The following is a 15,573-nucleotide window of genomic DNA, read 5'->3' on the forward strand; positions in this document are numbered from 1 at the left end:
GCAGAGGGTCGAATGACACTGGGAACACGGTTATGAACCGCACGGAATTTGTCGTGGCGACTGCAATTATTCTGCTGCTGGCCTTCGCGGCGGGTTGGTTCACCTATTGGATTTTGCATCGCTTCACTCGGGTGGCGGGCGGCGATATGGCGGAAATGGACCGTTTGGCGCAATCTTTGCACGAGGCCGAGGAAATGCGCGATCAGGCGATCGTATATCTGGAAAGCCGCGAGGGCGAGTTGATGAACCAGATCGCCCAGACCGAAGCCGAATTGCGCGCCGCGATGGAGGGCCTGCGCGATGCGCGGCATGAGGCGGAAGAAATGCGGGCATATATTGAACGGATGCACGCGAATAGTTGAGGCAGGTCGTCTGCGAATAACCAAGCCCCACCAAGCTATGCCGCCCCGGACTTGATCCGGGGCCTCTTTTTAACCCGCTGCCTTCAGAGGCCCCGGATCAAGTCCGGGGCGGCGAAGTTTGGGATTACAGGCTGCCTAAGCAGGTTTGCATTAGGGGCGAGTTGGGGTCTTCGAGGCCGTCAATCACATTGAAGTGGTGTTTGCCCGGGGCGACTGTCCACGCGCAGTTCCAGTTTTCCGATAGCGTTCGGGCTTGCCACAGGAATGCGGGGCGTTCGGAGGCTCCGACCCAGATATGGGCTTGCGTGGTTAGTGCATGGCGGCCGGGACTTTCTTGCGCGATTTCAATGGCGTCGATGTGCAGGTTGGTTTGCATATCGGTTTGCGAGAGGGGCTCTAGGTCTGCGAGGGGCGAGATCGGTACGATGCGGGTGAGGCGGGATTTTAGCGTGGCACTGCGGTCGGGGTTGCCCATGCGGGCGGTGAGGTGGCCGCCTGCGGAATGGCCGGTGATCACCAGTGGGCCTGCGATTTCTGCGCAGGCGGTGGTGATGGCGCTGTCAATTTCGTTGGTGATTTGGGCGATGCGGGCTTCGGGCGCGAGAGTGTAGCCTGGAAGGGCGCAGGCCCAGCCTTGGGCGATGGCTCCGGCAGCGAGGTGCGACCAGAGGGATTTGTCGGTTTCCAGCCAGTAGCCGCCGTGGATAAAGACCATCAGGCCGCGTGGGGTGGTTTCGGGCAGGAACAGGTCGAAGCGGTTGCGGGGGGCCGGGCCGTAAGCGAGGTCAAGTCGGGCGCGCGAGCCGAGGCTGTCGCGGAATTGGGCGGCTTTTTGCGCCCAGAGGGATGGCAGTAATTCCGAGCCGGGAATGAAAGCGCCGTTTTGATATTCTCGGGTCATGTCCATGCTGATCGCTCCAGTTTGCCGCTTAGCTTAGGTCCAGCATTGGTGGAGGATGTGGACTTTTAAGTCCAGAGCGGGCAAGCAGGGGCAACCCGTGACAATGGAGGCCCCCATGCTCGATTCCGTGACCGATCTGCGTTCTTTGTTGAAAGACCCCAGCCTGCTGCCGAACAAAGCCTATGTGGCGGGCGAATGGATTGACGCTGCCGATGGCGCGACCTTTGCAGTGACCAACCCGGCGCGCGGCGATGTGATTGCCAATGTGCCGGATTTGACCCGTGCGGATGCGGCGCGGGCGATTGCGGCGGCGGATATTGCGCGGCGCGAGTGGGCGGCGCGGACTGGCAAAGAGCGCGCGCAGGTGATGCGCAAGTGGTTTGATCTGTGCATGGCGGCGCAGGAAGATCTGGCGACGATCCTGACCGCCGAGATGGGCAAACCACTGGCTGAGGCTAAGGGCGAGATCGCTTATGGCTCGGCGTATATCGAATGGTTTGGCGAGGAGGCGAAGCGCACTTACGGACAGATTATTCCCGGCCACATGCGTGACAAGCGGATTTCTGTGTTGAAACAGCCGATTGGGGTTTGTGCCTCGATCACTCCTTGGAACTTCCCGAATGCTATGATCGCGCGCAAGGTGGCTCCGGCGCTGGCTGCGGGTTGTGGGTTTGTGGCGCGTCCGGCGGCGGAAACGCCTTTGTCGGCGATTGCTTTGGCGGTGTTGGCGGAGCGTGCGGGGGTGCCTGCGGGCGTGTTCTCGGTTATCACCTCATCGCGGTCATCTGAGATTGGCAAGGAGTTCTGCGAGAACCCGGCTATTCGCAAGATCACCTTTACCGGATCGACCGAAGTGGGTCGGATTTTGCTGCGGCAGGCGGCGGAGCAAGTGCTGAAATGCTCGATGGAACTGGGCGGCAATGCGCCGTTCATTGTATTTGACGACGCTGATCTGGATGCGGCGGTTGAAGGTGCGATGGTGTCGAAATTCCGCAACAACGGGCAAACCTGCGTCTGTGCGAACCGGATTTATGTGCAGGCGGGCGTGTATGATGCTTGTGCCGAGAAGCTGGCGGCGGCGGTTGGCAAGTTGGCGATCGGCGATGGTTTGACCTCGGGCGTCACCACTGGGCCGCTGATCAACGAAGATGCGGTTGAGAAAGTTGAGGAGCATATCGCGGATGTGCTGGCGGGCGGCGGCAAGGTGCTGACCGGCGGCAAGCGTCACGCTTTGGGCGGCACGTTCTTTCAGCCGACCGTGGTGACGGGCGTAACCAAGGATATGAGGGTCGCCAATGAGGAAACCTTCGGGCCGCTGGCCCCTTTGTTCAAGTTTGATACCGAGGAAGAAGTCATCCGCCGCGCCAATGATACGATCTTTGGTTTGGCTAGCTACTTCTACGCCAAGGATATTGGCCGTATTACCCGTGTGCAGGAGCAGTTGGAATACGGCATGGTCGGCGTCAACACCGGGCTGATTTCCAACGAGATGGCACCGTTTGGCGGGGTTAAGCAGTCAGGTCTCGGCCGTGAAGGGTCTAGCCATGGCATCGACGATTATATGGAACTGAAATATATCTGCTTGTCGGTTTAAGGCAGGCTGCGGCAGATTGGGCGGCGCGAGGGGAAGCCCTCGCGCCGTTTGATTAACCTCCGACGCCGCGCGATGCACCTGAACTGCCGAAGCCGCCGCGCGATTGCACTTGGGTTTTGGTCATCGGTGCCAAGCCTCTGGTGACAGGGGCTTTATTGAAGGCGCTGGCGTTGATCTTGCCGCCGCTGTTGAGATTAGTGATGCGGGTGCCGCCGTCTGGCGTGGCAAAACCGCCGCCTGCCGAGCGCACCACCGGTTGCGACATCACCCTACCGCCGCCCAGTGCCTGACCGATCATGTAGCCCATCAACAGCGGCATGAACACCGAACCGCCGCCGCCATTGTTCGCCGCCGCATCGCCGCCGCAAGCGCCTGCGCCGTGCTCTGCCTCGCACAATTCGCGGCTTTCGTAGCGCGGCGCGGTTTCTTCGTGCAGCTTTTGCGCCTCGGCGAAGGCGGTTTCGCAATCGGCAGCCGAAAACCAGCCGTCTGGCTTGGCCTCGGCCAAACAACTGGCCTTGTCGGCAAAGGCGCTGGCCTCGGTCTTTTCTTCGTTGCAGGCGGCCAACCCGAACGCGGCAGCGCCGAGCAAGGTGAGTGCAACATGACGTGAGCGTTTCATCGCCTTACCCTTCTATAAAGTGCGGCTTGAACCGCGACAAATCTTGCGTGATGCGGCTGCGATCTTCGCGCAAACCCATGCCGACGCAGGTCTCTCCTACAATCCACGCACCAATAACCGGACGCATTTCTGCAAACACCGGCAGCGGATGATAGGCTTGCACGATCTTCGGGTGCTGATCGTAATCGCGGGCCGTGGCAGCTTCAAGCACCGCGCCGTTTTGGTGAATCGTAACCGATTGGCCTTCGCGGGAGAAGATCGGCTTGGTGACATAGCCTTGGGCCAGCAGATCAGGGGCGCGGCCCAATGCGGCTTCGTCTTCAAAATACGCGGGCAGCAGGTTGGGGTGGCCTTCAAAAATCTGCCACAGCACGGGCAGGATCGCCTTGTTCGACAGGATGGCTTTCCAAGCAGGTTCGATGAAGCGACAGCCTGAGGCGGTGATCTTGTCGGCAAACGGGTCGCGCAGCAGGTCTTCCCACGGGTAGAGTTTGAACAACGCGCCGATCACCCGATCTTCGGCATCGGTGAATTGGCCGTCGGGGCTGATGCCGATCTTGTCGAGATCGGTGTAATGCGCGCCCAAACCGGCCTCTCGCGCGGCCCAAGCCATGGTTTCTACCGTGGCGTAGTCTTCGGGCGCGTCGGCGACGGCTGCAAAATGCAGGTCGGTGTCGGGGGCAAACATTTCGGCCAGACGAGCGACCAAGGCTTCATGCACGCCGTTGAACTGATCGGTACCTTCGGGCAGCACGCGGGCGGCCAGTTGCTGTTCAAACCACAGCCATTGGAACGAGGCACTTTCATACAGCGAGGTCGGCGTGTCGGCGTTGTATTCCAGCATTTTGGCGGGGCCACTGCCGTCATAGGCCAGATCGAAACGACCATATAATTCAGGTTCGGCATCATGCCAGCTTTGCGCCACCAGATCCCAATGCGCGCGCGGGATATCCATCCGCTGCATCAGGGTTTCGGATGCGATCACATGCGCCACTGCTTCGCGACACATGGCGTGAAGTTCGGTGCTGGGGTCTTCGATGTCGTCTTCGATCTGGGCGAGCGTGAAACTATAGGCCGAAGTTTCGTCCCAATAGGGCTCGCCATACATATCGGCAAAGGTGAAACCAAGTTTCTCGGCTTCGACGCGCCAGTCGGGGCGTTCGGGAAGGGTGATACGGTGCAAGGGATACTCCACAGGGTTGTGGAAGATATCGGGGTTGCCATCGTTAGACACAAGCCCCGGCGGCAAATTGTCGGGCTGTCGCGTGGCATCGGCGATTATGTGGAGCCGAAAGAGATCGGTTTTTGTCGGTTGGTTTGATCAAACAAAAACGGCGCAGGCGAGAACTGCGCCGTTTTTGTTTTAATATATCCTACGAGCCGTTCAGAGCCTTGAAAACATCGGCATAGCGGCCTTCGGCTTCGGCGTTGCGCAGGAATTTCACGCGGTTGACCAACACCTCACCCGAGCCATCTGGATTGGCCAAAATCTGCATTACTTCGGCGATATAATCGGCGAGTGGCATGGCGGTCGGATCTACCGCATGGCCCGGCATCAGATCGGTTTGCACAGATGGTGGGGCGAGTTCCAACACTTCGACCGAGGTGTCGCGAAGCTGATGCCGGAGGGATTGGCTGTAGCTGTGCAGCGCGGCTTTGGTGGCGTTATACGTCGGAGTGCGGGTCAGCGGCACGAAGGCGAGACCCGAGGTGACGTTAATAATGGTGGCGCTGGTTTGTGCCATCAGATGTGGCAAGAGGGCTGCGGTCAGTTGGATTGGAGCGATCAGGTTGGTGGCGATCATCGCCTCGGCGGTTTTGGTGTCGCCCGCTTGCAGGTTTTCGGCAAGCATAATTCCCGCGTTGTTGATCAGCACGTTCAGGCTGGGGAAGCTTTGGGTGATCGTGGCGACGAACCCGGGCAGCGCTGCGGCGTCGCTGACATCCAGTGTGACCCCGTGAAGATTAGGGGTGTTCGCAACCGCTTGATCCAGCAAAGCTTGGCGCCGCCCCGCGATGATGACTTGGTTGCCTTGAGCCGCCAAAGCCTGTGCCAAAGCGAGGCCAATCCCTGAAGTGCCACCGGTGATCAGGATCGTATTGCCTGTGGTTTTCATTGCGTTTCCTTTCAAGTTCGTTCTCTGCTTGTGAAATGCGGCTGACACGTTCAAAAAGAAAGAAGGCACCCAAAAGATTTATACTCACCTAAAAGAGAGTGTTATGACGATCCAATTTCTAACTTCTAATGCCCAGCCGATTGATCCGCGTATCGAGAAGTTGGTGAACGACCTGATCGGGCGGATTGCGGCTAAGTGGACGATGCTGATATTGGAGTTGCTGGCGCAGCGTGGTGAGATGCGGTTCACTCAGATTGGTCGCGCTGTTGAGGGCATCAGTCAGAAAATGCTGACGCAGACCCTGCGGCAGATGGAGCGGGATGGGCTGGTGCATCGCACCGTACATCCGGTGGTGCCGCCGAAGGTGGAATATCGGCTGACCGATCTGGGGCTGACGTTGGGCGAGGCGTTCTGTGGGGTATGGACTTGGGCGGAAGCGCATCTTGAGCGGATCGAGGCTGCGCGCGCGGCGTTTGACGCGCGGGACTGACAGTCGGCTCTGCCCGCTGTTTTGTCGGAGATGAAGCGGACAGGATGGGCGCGTTCTGCGACTTTAAGCCATCACAACCCGAAAGGATCAACCATGCAAACTGTCGTCAAACTTCCCGATACGAACGGCTCTGACCCCTCCACCGCCGATCTGGATGGCTGGATTGTCACCGAAGGTAGCCCAAGCATGAAGACCTGGGCGCTGCATACTTCGGCGGCGGGCGATATGGTTTCGGGCATCTGGGAGTGCACAGTTGGCAGCTATCATGCGACCTATACGGCGTATGAATATGTCGTGCTTATCGCGGGCAAGATCACCATTACACCAGATGGCGGCTCCCCGGTCACTGTCCAAGCGGGCGATTCCTTTGTGGTGGAGCCGACATTTAAGGGCATCTGGAAAATCGAGGAAAACGTGCGTAAGCATTTCGATTTCCGCATTAAATGATGTACTTAGCGGTGGGGCGGTTGACGCCGCCCGCCGATCATCTCGGCCTTGTTATCGCCTAGCAGCGGAACGACTTTGCTTATCTCACGTTGCATCCACATGTTGATCTCATCGGCCAACGAGGCTGTTCTCGCTGGTTCACAACATGAAAGGATATGACATGCTGCCCGCTGTCTCAAACATCAAGCGCAACACCGTTGCGATATTGACTGCCCTCGCAATCGCTTTGCCAGCGGCACCTGCACTGGCTTGGGGCCAGCGCGAGCAAGACGTGCTTAAGGGTGCTGCTGGCGTGGTTCTGTTGCAAGGTATCATCCGTGAGACCAAACCGAACAAGCACCATAATCAACCTCGATACGAAAACCGGCCGCGTTACGAACAGCGCTATGAGCCGCGTTACGAACGGCAATACGAACAGCCGCGCTATCAGCAGTACGCACCGCGTTACGAACAACCGCGGGTTTCTGTGTACAACACCGCTGCTGCTCGAGCTTTCAACAGCTTTTCGTCGTCGGAACGGCGGTTGATTCAACGCAGGTTGTCGTCTTACGGCTATTATCGCGGAGGTATTGACGGCTCTTTCGGCCCCGGCACTTACAACGCTGTGGTCGCTTATGCTGGCGATCAAGGCCAAACACGGCAATTAGGATCGACCAATAGCGCATATGGCGTATATGACGGGCTGATCAATTAAGCCTAGCCGAACGCCACTCCAAGCTGGCGGTGTGGTTTTAGCGAGTTGCCTACCATATCTGGTGACTGATTTTAGACAGTCCTGCGCGCCCGATCTGTTCGGGCGCGCTTTCTTTTGCGCATGTACCAAGGATTGCGGGTTTCGCTGCGTCTTACTATGGTCATGCTGATGGAAACCCCGGATGAGACCCTTGCCTCTGCCGCCGCTGGCGGTGACCGTGACGCTTTTGCGCTGCTGGTCGAGCGACATTACGACCGAATTTATCGGCTGGCATATCGCTTGATCGGGCTGCGGGCCGAGGCGCAGGATCTCGCGCAGGATATTTGTGCGGCCTTGCCGGTAAAGCTGCGGCATTGGCGCGGCGATGCGCGGTTTACCACTTGGCTTTACCGCGTGGTGATGAACGCAGCACATGATTTGAGGCGTCGTCAGGCTACCCATGCGAAGGCCGCAAGTGGCTGGGGCGATTGGGAAATTGCTCGGCAGGATGAGATACGTAGCCAAGCCGAGGCGCAGGATTGGTTGCTGGGCGCAATGGCTCGGTTGTCGGTAGAGTTGCGCGATACGGTGGCTTTGGTTTTGGGCGAGGAGATGACTCAAGCCGAGGCGGGAGTGGTGTTGGGGGTGTCAGAAGGCACTGTGGCTTGGCGGATGTCTGAGGTGAAGAAACGCCTGCGGGCGATGGCGGTGGAGGATGCGAAATGATTCAGACAAAAACCGTCCCACGCACCGCCTTGGCTGTGGAGGATGCGAAATGAGTGGGACAAAATCCGTCCCCAAGCACCGCCTTGGCGTGGAGGACGCAAACTGATGGATGAGCTTGACGCCCTGAAAGCTGCGCTGCGTGCTGTGCCTGCCGCTGATTCGGCTGCAAAAACCGCGGCGATGCGGTTGGCGATGGAAAATTTTGATCGTCTCCAAGGATCGACCGAGCCGATGCGTCCTATGCAAGACCGCCCAGTGAGGGTGGGTATTTTGCAAAAGGGTATCGCCATGCTGAATGCTTTGAAGATGAAACCTGTTTTGGCTGCCACGACGTCGGTTGCCGCGCTTTTGGTTGGGTTTGTGGTTATCCTGCCGCTGTCGGGCAAGGGTCCGCTGGATGCGGCGGGCAGTAAGCCGATCGCGCAGGTCGACGCTCCGCTGCAGCCGCCCGTGTTAGATACGCTGCCCGAGGTGCTGCCACAACAGCAGTCCGATACTGCCAAAGCAAAGCTTGCGCCCAGTGACGCTGAAGCGAAGGCTCCGGCGAAAGCGGAAGCCGAGGCGGCGGCAGGTGGCGCAGCAAACCGGAGTTTAAAGCCGGCCGCTGATGCCGCCGCGCCTGTTTCCGAGCCGGAAACTGTGATGCAGGACGAGTCTGCATCCGTGCAGACGGCCCCTCCTCCGATGCCGATGAGGGGCGTCACCGGTGAAATGTCCACGGACAGCTACTCGACGAGTGCGGTGTCGGAGATGCCCGCGATGGAGTTCGCGCCGCAACGGGCGGAAAACACCGAAGCCTTCGCCAATGCTGACGCCAATCCGGTGAAGGTAACAGCGGAGGAGCCCGTTTCGACCTTCTCGATTGACGTCGATACCGCGTCTTATGCGACGGTGCGATCATCTTTGAACGCGGGTTCTCTGCCCGATCCGGCCTCGGTGCGGATTGAGGAGATGGTGAACTATTTCCCCTATGCCTATCCGAAACCTGAGGGGGGTCAGGCGTTTCGCCCGACCATTACAGTGATGCCGACGCCGTGGAACCCGAATACCCGGCTGGTGAATATCGCTATTCAGGGCGCTGTGCCGCAGGTGGAAAATCGGCCACCGTTGAACTTGGTGTTTTTGGTGGATACTTCCGGGTCGATGGAGGATGCCAACAAACTTCCACTGTTGAAACAATCGCTTGGGCTGATGCTGGGGCAGTTGCATCCGGAAGATCAGGTCGCAATTGTGGCTTATGCGGGGTCGGCTGGGCAGGTATTGCCGCCGACTAAGGCCAGCGATACCGCGACGATTATGGGGGCGTTGGATCAGTTATATGCGGGCGGCTCGACGGCTGGCGCGCAGGGGTTGGAGCTGGCGTATCAGGTGGCGGAAAGCATGAAGGCGGACGGTGAGGTCAGCCGCGTGCTGCTGGCGACGGATGGCGATTTCAATGTGGGGATTGATGATCCAGAGGCGCTGAAAACTTATATCGCCAAGAAACGCGAGAGCGGAGTGTATCTTTCGGTGCTAGGATTTGGGCGCGGTAATCTCGACGATGCGACGATGCAGGCGCTGGCGCAGAACGGCAATGGCACTGCGTCGTATATCGACACGCTGAACGAGGCGCGCAAAGTGCTGGTCGATCAGCTGACGGGCGCGCTGTATCCGATTGCGGACAATGTGAAAATCCAAGTGGAGTGGAACCCGGCGCAGGTCGCGGAATATCGGCTGATTGGGTATGAGACACGGGCGCTGGCGCGCGAGGATTTCAACAATGACAAAGTTGATGCGGGCGATATTGGTGCGGGCACGGCGGTAACGGCGATCTACGAGGTGACCGCGCCGGGGAGTTCGGCCTTGCGGAATGATGCACTGCGTTATGGTTCGGCTAAGGCGCCGGAGGGTTCTAGCGAACTTGGCTATCTGCGGCTGCGTTCGGTTGCGCCGGGGGGTAAAGATAGCACGTTGCAGGAAACTCCGATTGTGCCGGGGATGCCGGTGACGGATGAAACGCGGTTTGCGGCGGCGATTGCGGGTTTTGGGCAGTTGCTGACAGATACGAAATATCTGGGCGATTGGGGCTGGGATCAGGCGATTGATCTGGCGCTGGCTTCGCGCGGGGCGGACGAGTTCGGCTATCGGATTGAGGCGGTGAACTTGATGCGGACGGCGAAGGCTTTGGCACAATAGCTTAAGCGAAATAAAAAAGGCCCGACGTTTCGTCGGGCCTTTCTGTTAGCGTGAGGTCTTAGTGCGTCGCGGTTTCTGGCTGAGACTCTACCGCCTGCATTTCGACATCGGCACGGCGACCGATTTCAATGCGGCGAGGCTTCAGGGCCTCGGGCGTTTCGCGGACGAGGTCGATGTGGAGCATACCATATTCGTGTGCAGCGCCAGTGACGCGGACATGATCGGCCAGAGCAAAGCGGCGCTCAAACGCACGGGTGGCGATGCCACGGTGCAGGTAGGCTTTCTCAGCGCCTTCAGGCTCTTTACGAGCGCTGACATGCAGTGCGCCATCCTTCACTTCGACCGACAGTTCGTCCGGCGAGAAACCCGCCACTGCGATGGAGATGCGGTAGGCATCTTCAGCGGTTTTCTCAATGTTATATGGGGGATAGGTGGGCTGAGCCACATCGGCAGTCAAAGCGCGATCCACCAGATCGGCAATACGATCAAAGCCAACGGTGGCACGGTAGAGCGGAGCAAAATCAAAATTGCGCATGGCATCCTCTTTCAAGCGATGGCCGTTTTGCAACGGCGCATAAGCCTTCCCATCCGGGCAAGGCGGTTGATGTCCCCGGGCCCGATTGCGGCATCCCGACGACATCGCTGATCTGGGAATGCGAACGGCAGCTTTCAAGAGCTTTTAAAGCGCATTGCGCTAAGGTTTTAAAAATTTTGCGCCGCGGGCTTTACCACCGGCCAAAGTGTTAACCTTGCCGCCCGATAACGCGATCGGGCCATCGTCTTTGGCGATTTCTGCCAGCACAACAGCAAGCGGATCTTGCAGTGCGGTGCCCAAAGACACCTTCTTGCCATTCGATTCAGCCTTGGCAGAGACCACTGAAACGATCTGCGGCACACCGTCTTTCACCACAAAAATTGGCGCACCGGACGAGCCGAAATCTACGTCGCATGACAGCACCAACACGGCGCGAGAGCCATCAATCACATGACAGATCTGTTGCAGCGAGGGCGCTTCGGCGCGGTCTTGCGCGTAAGACACCACGCCGACCTCGTCGCCGATTTTTGGCGGGCTAGCGGTGGCAATCGGTTGGATTGAGGGTTGCCGGATCGGCTGATTCAGTTCCAGCACAGCAACGTCATAGGCGGTGCGGTCAATCTCACTGTCACCGCTGTAGACGTAGTCGGGATGCGCCACTGCGCGTGCGACACTGCGGTAAGCTTCGGCACGGCCATTGCGCAGGCCAGCGAGAAATTCGATGTCTCGCGCCTCAATGCGCGCGCCGGTCTCTTTGTCGAACAAGCAATGCGCGGCAGTGAGCACTAGGTCGGGAGCGATCAAGGTGCCGGTGCAAAAGCCACGGTCGCCGAGGTTGAGCCGACCGACAGCGTTCCAACCCTTTGAGTCATCTCCGGTTTGTAGGCTAACAAGGGCGGTTTCTTGTGCGCGCGCTGGCAGGCAGACAAGCGTAAGCAAAGCGATAAGGGCGAAGCGCATGTATCCTCCGGGCTGTTGCCGGGGGTAGCCCGGAAGTGCGGCGGATTTGAGGCCAATCAGCCCAACGCCCGCGGCTTTGGCCCACCAGTGGCCCAATCCAGCAGCTCGACAGTGTGGACGATGGGAATGCTGGTTGCCGAACCGATCTGCATCATGCAGCCGATGTTACCGGCGGCGATAATGTCCGGGCGTTTGGCCTCAAGCGTCTGGACTTTGCGGGCGCGGAGTTGCTGCGAAATCTCGGGTTGCAGCAGGTTATAGGTGCCTGCCGAGCCGCAGCAGAGATGGCTGTCGGCAGGCTCGACCACAGTGAAACCCGCGCGCTTGAGCAGGTCTTTCGGCGCGGTTTTGATTTGCTGACCGTGCTGAAGCGAGCAGGCGGAATGGTAAGCGACGGTCATGCCTTTGGGTGCGCCTGCAGGCAGTGTAAGCCGTTGCAGCAGCTCAGATATATCCAGCGTCAGTGCAGAGATTTCAGCAGCCTCAGCGCTGCCGATCATGTGGCCGTAATCCTTTACCGTGGTGCCGCAACCCGAGGTATTTATCACAATCGCATCCAGCCCTGCGCCGCGTTTCTCGGCGATAAAGGCGGCGATATTGGCGCGGGTGGAGGCGTGGCTTTCGGCCTCTCGCCCCATATGGTGGGTGAGCGCGCCGCAACAGCCCATGCCTTTGGCAATCACAACCTCACAGCCCAGACGCCGCAAAAGCCGGATGGTGGCGTCGTTGATATCGGTGTTCAGCGCCTTTTGCGCGCAGCCGGTCATCAGCGCAACGCGCATTACGGCTTTGCCATCCGGCGGAAAGCTTTGCGGATCGTCGTTGCGACTGACCGGAGGAATGGTTTTCGGTGCCATAGCGAGCATCGCGCGCAGTCTTGCGTCGGGGATCAGGTTGGCAAAGGGGCGGCCCAGTTTGGCGGCAAACAGTGCCAGCCGAAAGCGTTTTGGATGCGGGATCACCTTCGCAAGCAGCCAGCGCAAGGCGCGGTCGGATTGCGGGCGTTTGTAGGTTTTCTCAACATAGGCGCGGGCTTGGTCGATCAGGTGCATGTAATCGACGCCCGACGGGCAGGTGGTGGTGCAGGCAAGGCAAGACAGGCAGCGGTCGAGATGCTTGACGGTGCGCGCATCGGCGGGGCGGCCGGTTTCCAGCATTTCCTTGATCAGATAAATCCGGCCGCGCGGACTGTCGAGTTCATCGCCAAGCACTTGATATGTCGGGCAAGTTGCAGTGCAAAAGCCGCAATGCACACACGAGCGCAGGATTTTGTTTGCCTCGGACAGCTTGGGGTCTTGAAGTTGCGCGTCAGTGAAATGTGTCTGCATCAGCCCATCATCCCCGGGTTGAAAACGCCGCGTGGGTCGAATTTCGCACGCAGGCCAGCGGTGAGTTTTGCGACAGCGAGCGACTCGGGCTGAAAAACGGGCACTGACATTGCACCCGGCAGAGTCCGCATCAAGGTGGCATGGCCATTGCCGGACAAAGCAGCGCGCACATCGGCTGTGCCGGTGGGGTCGAGCAGCCAAACCAAGCCGCCGCCCCAATCGCAAACCGCCTCTAGCCCCAACCGTGCGATCAGCGGTGCCGCTTCGGTCGGCTTTACCGAGACGCGCCAAACCGCGCCGGGTCGGCCAGCGAACAGAGTGACGTCGCGCACTGCGCTCCAGTCAGCCTCGGCTGTGTCAAACGCCAGCAGATCCCGCAGCTTACCGGCACGATAGGCGACCGAACCAGCCATGCCTTCGAGGCGGATCATGGCGCGACCCGCAATCCATGCGGCACCGGAAATGTCGTAAGGCGAGCCAAGTGCTGCGCGCAGGTCGGCCAGACCTTGCGGCAAGCTCCGTTCGGCCATCAAGGTCACCTCGGCTTCTGGCACCGCTTGGACTTTGAAACTGACCTCGGTGAGAACGCCCAAAACGCCCTGCGAGCCTGCCATCAGCTTGACCAGATCATAGCCGGTGACATTCTTCATCACCCGCCCGCCGTTCTTCACAATCGCGCCCGTGCCATCGACAAACCGCACTCCCAGCAGTGCATCGCGGCAGGCACCGACTTGCACGCGGCGGGGGCCAGAGGCATTTGCCGCCACCACGCCGCCGATGGTCGAGGTGCCTTCGCGATCTAACAGTTTGCGCAGGTCGGGCACCTCAAAGGCGAGGCGCTGCCGTTCGGCAGCTAAGATCGTTTGCACTTCGGCAAGCGGCGTACCTGCACGCGCGATCAGCGTTAAAGCGCCCGGTTCATACAGTTCCACCCCCGCTAATGCGCTTGTTTCCAGCAATTCGCCCACCGTTTGCCCAATCCGGCGCGTGCCACCGCCTTGGATCAGAAAAGCCCGAGCGCCCCGGATCATTTCACTCAGTTCGCTTTCTGAAGCAGGCTTCATGGTTATCCTTTGTTCTCAACATTCTTGGGTTGGTCCGTTCGGTTCGCGCTTGGTTCGAGAAGCCAATGGTCCGGTGAAGCGAGCCCGGACTTTCAACCAGCCCGCCGCGATGCCGTTATGTTTAACGGAAACACCTTCGCCGGGTTTAGCAGCCAAGCCGGGTCGAACACGTCTTTGACGCGCAGTTGCGCTTCCATATCTGCAGCAGTGAATTGCACCGACATCAGATCGCGCTTTTCGATGCCGACGCCATGCTCACCCGTCAGGCAACCGCCCACCTCGACACACAGCTTGAGAATGTCAGCTCCAAAAGCCTCGCAGCGTTGCAGATCACCGGGTTTGTTGGCGTCGAATAGGATCAGCGGGTGCATGTTGCCGTCGCCTGCGTGAAAGACATTGCCGACGTCCAGCCCGTAAGCGGTGCTCATCTCACCAATGCGGCGCAGGACGTAAGGGAGTGCGGAGACCGGGATGGTGCCATCTAAGCACATGTAATCATTGATTTGTCCCATCGCGCCGAACGCCGACTTGCGGCCCAGCCAGATGCGTTTGGCCTGATCTTCATCGGCGGCTTCGCGAAACTCGACCGGGTTGTGCTGCATGGCGATGGCTTTGATGCGGGTGAGTTGTTCGGCGATTTCGGCAGGGGAGCCTTCGACTTCGATGATCAGCAATGCCTCGCAATCGGGGTAGCCCGCTTTGGCGAAAGCTTCGGTGGCGCGGATGCAGGGGCGGTCCATGAATTCGATGGCGACGGGCAAGATGCCAGCTTTGATGATGTCGGAGACGCAGGTGCCTGCGACTTCGTTGGAGTTGAACCCGACCAGCACGGGGCGCGCGCCTTCGGGTTTTGGCAGGATGCGTAGGGTGGCTTCGGTGACGACGCCAAGCTGGCCCTCGGACCCGCAGATCACCCCGAGCAGATCAATTCCGCCAGCGTCGGACCACGGCCCGCCGATTTCCACCACTGTGCCATCCATTTGCACAAGGGTTACGCCCAGCACATTATTCGTGGTGACGCCGTATTTCAGACAATGCGCGCCGCCCGAGTTCATCGCGATATTGCCCGCAATGGCGCAGGCGAGTTGGCTGGAGGGATCGGGGGCATAGAACCAGCCGTCGGATTCTATCGCACCGGTGACGGATAGATTGGTGCGGCCTGATTGCACGCGGATGAAGCGGTTGTCGTAGTCGGTTTCCAGCACGGCATTCATCCGCGCTACACCAAGGATTACACAGTCTGCGGTAGGCAGAGCGCCTCCGGCAAGCGAGGTGCCAGAACCGCGCGGCACCACAGGTATTTGTTCTTCGTGGCAGATCTTCAGAACGGCGGCGACTTCGGCGGTGGTTCGGGGCAGCACCGCCACAAGAGGCGCGCAGCGGTAGGCGGTGAGGGCGTCACACTCATAGGCACGGGTTTCGGCGGGATCGAAGATCACCGCATCGGCGGGCAGGACGCCGCGCAGACGGGCCACGATGGTGGATTTGCGCGCCAATATCGCGGCATTGGGGATCGGCATATCCATCGGCGTCTCCTGCGTCTGGTCAGAAAATATAACCAATTTAGCAAATTGGCAAG

The 15,573-nt window shown here is 59.4% G+C and carries 16 protein-coding genes; 7 read left to right on the plus strand and 9 right to left on the minus strand.

Annotation, left to right across the window (positions count from 1 at the left end):
- The first annotated feature begins 32 nt into the window (after nucleotides 1–32).
- Entirely contained in the window at nucleotides 33–362 is a 330-nt protein-coding gene (locus JWS10_RS06315; protein ID WP_299476144.1) for a hypothetical protein, read from the plus strand.
- A gap of 124 nt (nucleotides 363–486) precedes the next feature.
- On the opposite strand, the gene JWS10_RS06320 is transcribed toward JWS10_RS06315, so the two are convergent.
- Nucleotides 487–1,269 carry an alpha/beta hydrolase gene (locus JWS10_RS06320; RefSeq protein ID WP_299505561.1) on the minus strand — a complete coding sequence of 261 codons (783 nt, stop codon included), beginning with the start codon at nucleotides 1,267–1,269 and terminating at the stop codon, nucleotides 487–489.
- A 109-nt stretch (nucleotides 1,270–1,378) separates the two neighbouring features.
- On the opposite strand from JWS10_RS06320, the gene JWS10_RS06325 reads away from it, so the two are divergent.
- Nucleotides 1,379–2,857 carry an NAD-dependent succinate-semialdehyde dehydrogenase gene (locus JWS10_RS06325; protein ID WP_299505563.1) on the plus strand — a complete coding sequence of 493 codons (1,479 nt, stop codon included), beginning with the start codon at nucleotides 1,379–1,381 and terminating at the stop codon, nucleotides 2,855–2,857.
- Nucleotides 2,858–2,909: 52 nt separating this feature from the next.
- Here JWS10_RS06325 and JWS10_RS06330 read toward each other — a convergent pair whose 3' ends face one another.
- The 3 genes from JWS10_RS06330 to JWS10_RS06340 form a co-directional block, all read right to left on the minus strand.
- Nucleotides 2,910–3,479, minus strand: a complete 570-nt coding sequence (locus JWS10_RS06330) for a DUF1190 domain-containing protein (protein ID WP_299505565.1) — start codon at nucleotides 3,477–3,479, stop codon at nucleotides 2,910–2,912.
- A gap of 4 nt (nucleotides 3,480–3,483) precedes the next feature.
- Nucleotides 3,484–4,662: a glutathionylspermidine synthase family protein gene (locus JWS10_RS06335; RefSeq protein ID WP_299505567.1), complete on the minus strand. Its 1,179-nt coding sequence runs from the start codon at nucleotides 4,660–4,662 to the stop codon at nucleotides 3,484–3,486.
- A 190-nt stretch (nucleotides 4,663–4,852) separates the two neighbouring features.
- Nucleotides 4,853–5,596 (minus strand): SDR family oxidoreductase, encoded by a 744-nt coding sequence (locus JWS10_RS06340; protein WP_299505569.1) that lies wholly within the window; start codon nucleotides 5,594–5,596, stop codon nucleotides 4,853–4,855.
- A 103-nt stretch (nucleotides 5,597–5,699) separates the two neighbouring features.
- On the opposite strand from JWS10_RS06340, the gene JWS10_RS06345 reads away from it, so the two are divergent.
- From JWS10_RS06345 to JWS10_RS06365, 5 genes are all read left to right on the plus strand, one after another.
- Nucleotides 5,700–6,086 carry a helix-turn-helix domain-containing protein gene (locus JWS10_RS06345; protein ID WP_299505571.1) on the plus strand — a complete coding sequence of 129 codons (387 nt, stop codon included), beginning with the start codon at nucleotides 5,700–5,702 and terminating at the stop codon, nucleotides 6,084–6,086.
- Between the two features lie 93 nt (nucleotides 6,087–6,179).
- Entirely contained in the window at nucleotides 6,180–6,533 is a 354-nt protein-coding gene (locus JWS10_RS06350; RefSeq protein ID WP_299505574.1) for a cupin domain-containing protein, read from the plus strand.
- Nucleotides 6,534–6,678: 145 nt separating this feature from the next.
- Nucleotides 6,679–7,227 (plus strand): peptidoglycan-binding domain-containing protein, encoded by a 549-nt coding sequence (locus JWS10_RS06355; protein ID WP_299476117.1) that lies wholly within the window; start codon nucleotides 6,679–6,681, stop codon nucleotides 7,225–7,227.
- A gap of 168 nt (nucleotides 7,228–7,395) precedes the next feature.
- Nucleotides 7,396–7,932 carry an RNA polymerase sigma factor gene (locus JWS10_RS06360; protein ID WP_299505575.1) on the plus strand — a complete coding sequence of 179 codons (537 nt, stop codon included), beginning with the start codon at nucleotides 7,396–7,398 and terminating at the stop codon, nucleotides 7,930–7,932.
- Nucleotides 7,933–8,037: 105 nt separating this feature from the next.
- Nucleotides 8,038–10,107, plus strand: a complete 2,070-nt coding sequence (locus JWS10_RS06365) for a von Willebrand factor type A domain-containing protein (RefSeq protein WP_299505577.1) — start codon at nucleotides 8,038–8,040, stop codon at nucleotides 10,105–10,107.
- A 58-nt stretch (nucleotides 10,108–10,165) separates the two neighbouring features.
- Here the strand turns inward: JWS10_RS06365 and JWS10_RS06370 are convergent, their stop codons facing one another.
- From JWS10_RS06370 to JWS10_RS06390, 5 genes are all read right to left on the minus strand, one after another.
- On the minus strand, nucleotides 10,166–10,642 hold the full coding sequence (locus JWS10_RS06370; RefSeq protein WP_299476970.1) for an Hsp20 family protein: 477 nt from the start codon (nucleotides 10,640–10,642) through the stop codon (nucleotides 10,166–10,168).
- A 159-nt stretch (nucleotides 10,643–10,801) separates the two neighbouring features.
- Complete coding sequence (locus tag JWS10_RS06375) at nucleotides 10,802–11,602, minus strand: trypsin-like serine protease (protein WP_299505578.1); 801 nt, start codon at nucleotides 11,600–11,602, stop codon at nucleotides 10,802–10,804.
- Nucleotides 11,603–11,658: 56 nt separating this feature from the next.
- Entirely contained in the window at nucleotides 11,659–12,930 is a 1,272-nt protein-coding gene (gene glcF / locus JWS10_RS06380; protein WP_299505580.1) for a glycolate oxidase subunit GlcF, read from the minus strand.
- Nucleotides 12,930–13,994 carry an FAD-binding protein gene (locus JWS10_RS06385; protein WP_299505583.1) on the minus strand — a complete coding sequence of 355 codons (1,065 nt, stop codon included), beginning with the start codon at nucleotides 13,992–13,994 and terminating at the stop codon, nucleotides 12,930–12,932. Before JWS10_RS06385 ends, glcF begins: the two co-directional genes overlap by 1 nt.
- A 92-nt stretch (nucleotides 13,995–14,086) precedes the next feature.
- Nucleotides 14,087–15,520 (minus strand): FAD-linked oxidase C-terminal domain-containing protein, encoded by a 1,434-nt coding sequence (locus JWS10_RS06390; RefSeq protein WP_299505584.1) that lies wholly within the window; start codon nucleotides 15,518–15,520, stop codon nucleotides 14,087–14,089.
- Nucleotides 15,521–15,573: the final 53 nt, after the last annotated feature.

This window comes from Cypionkella sp. (genome assembly GCF_028290025.1).
In the GTDB taxonomy this organism is placed as follows: Bacteria; Pseudomonadota; Alphaproteobacteria; order Rhodobacterales; family Rhodobacteraceae; genus Cypionkella.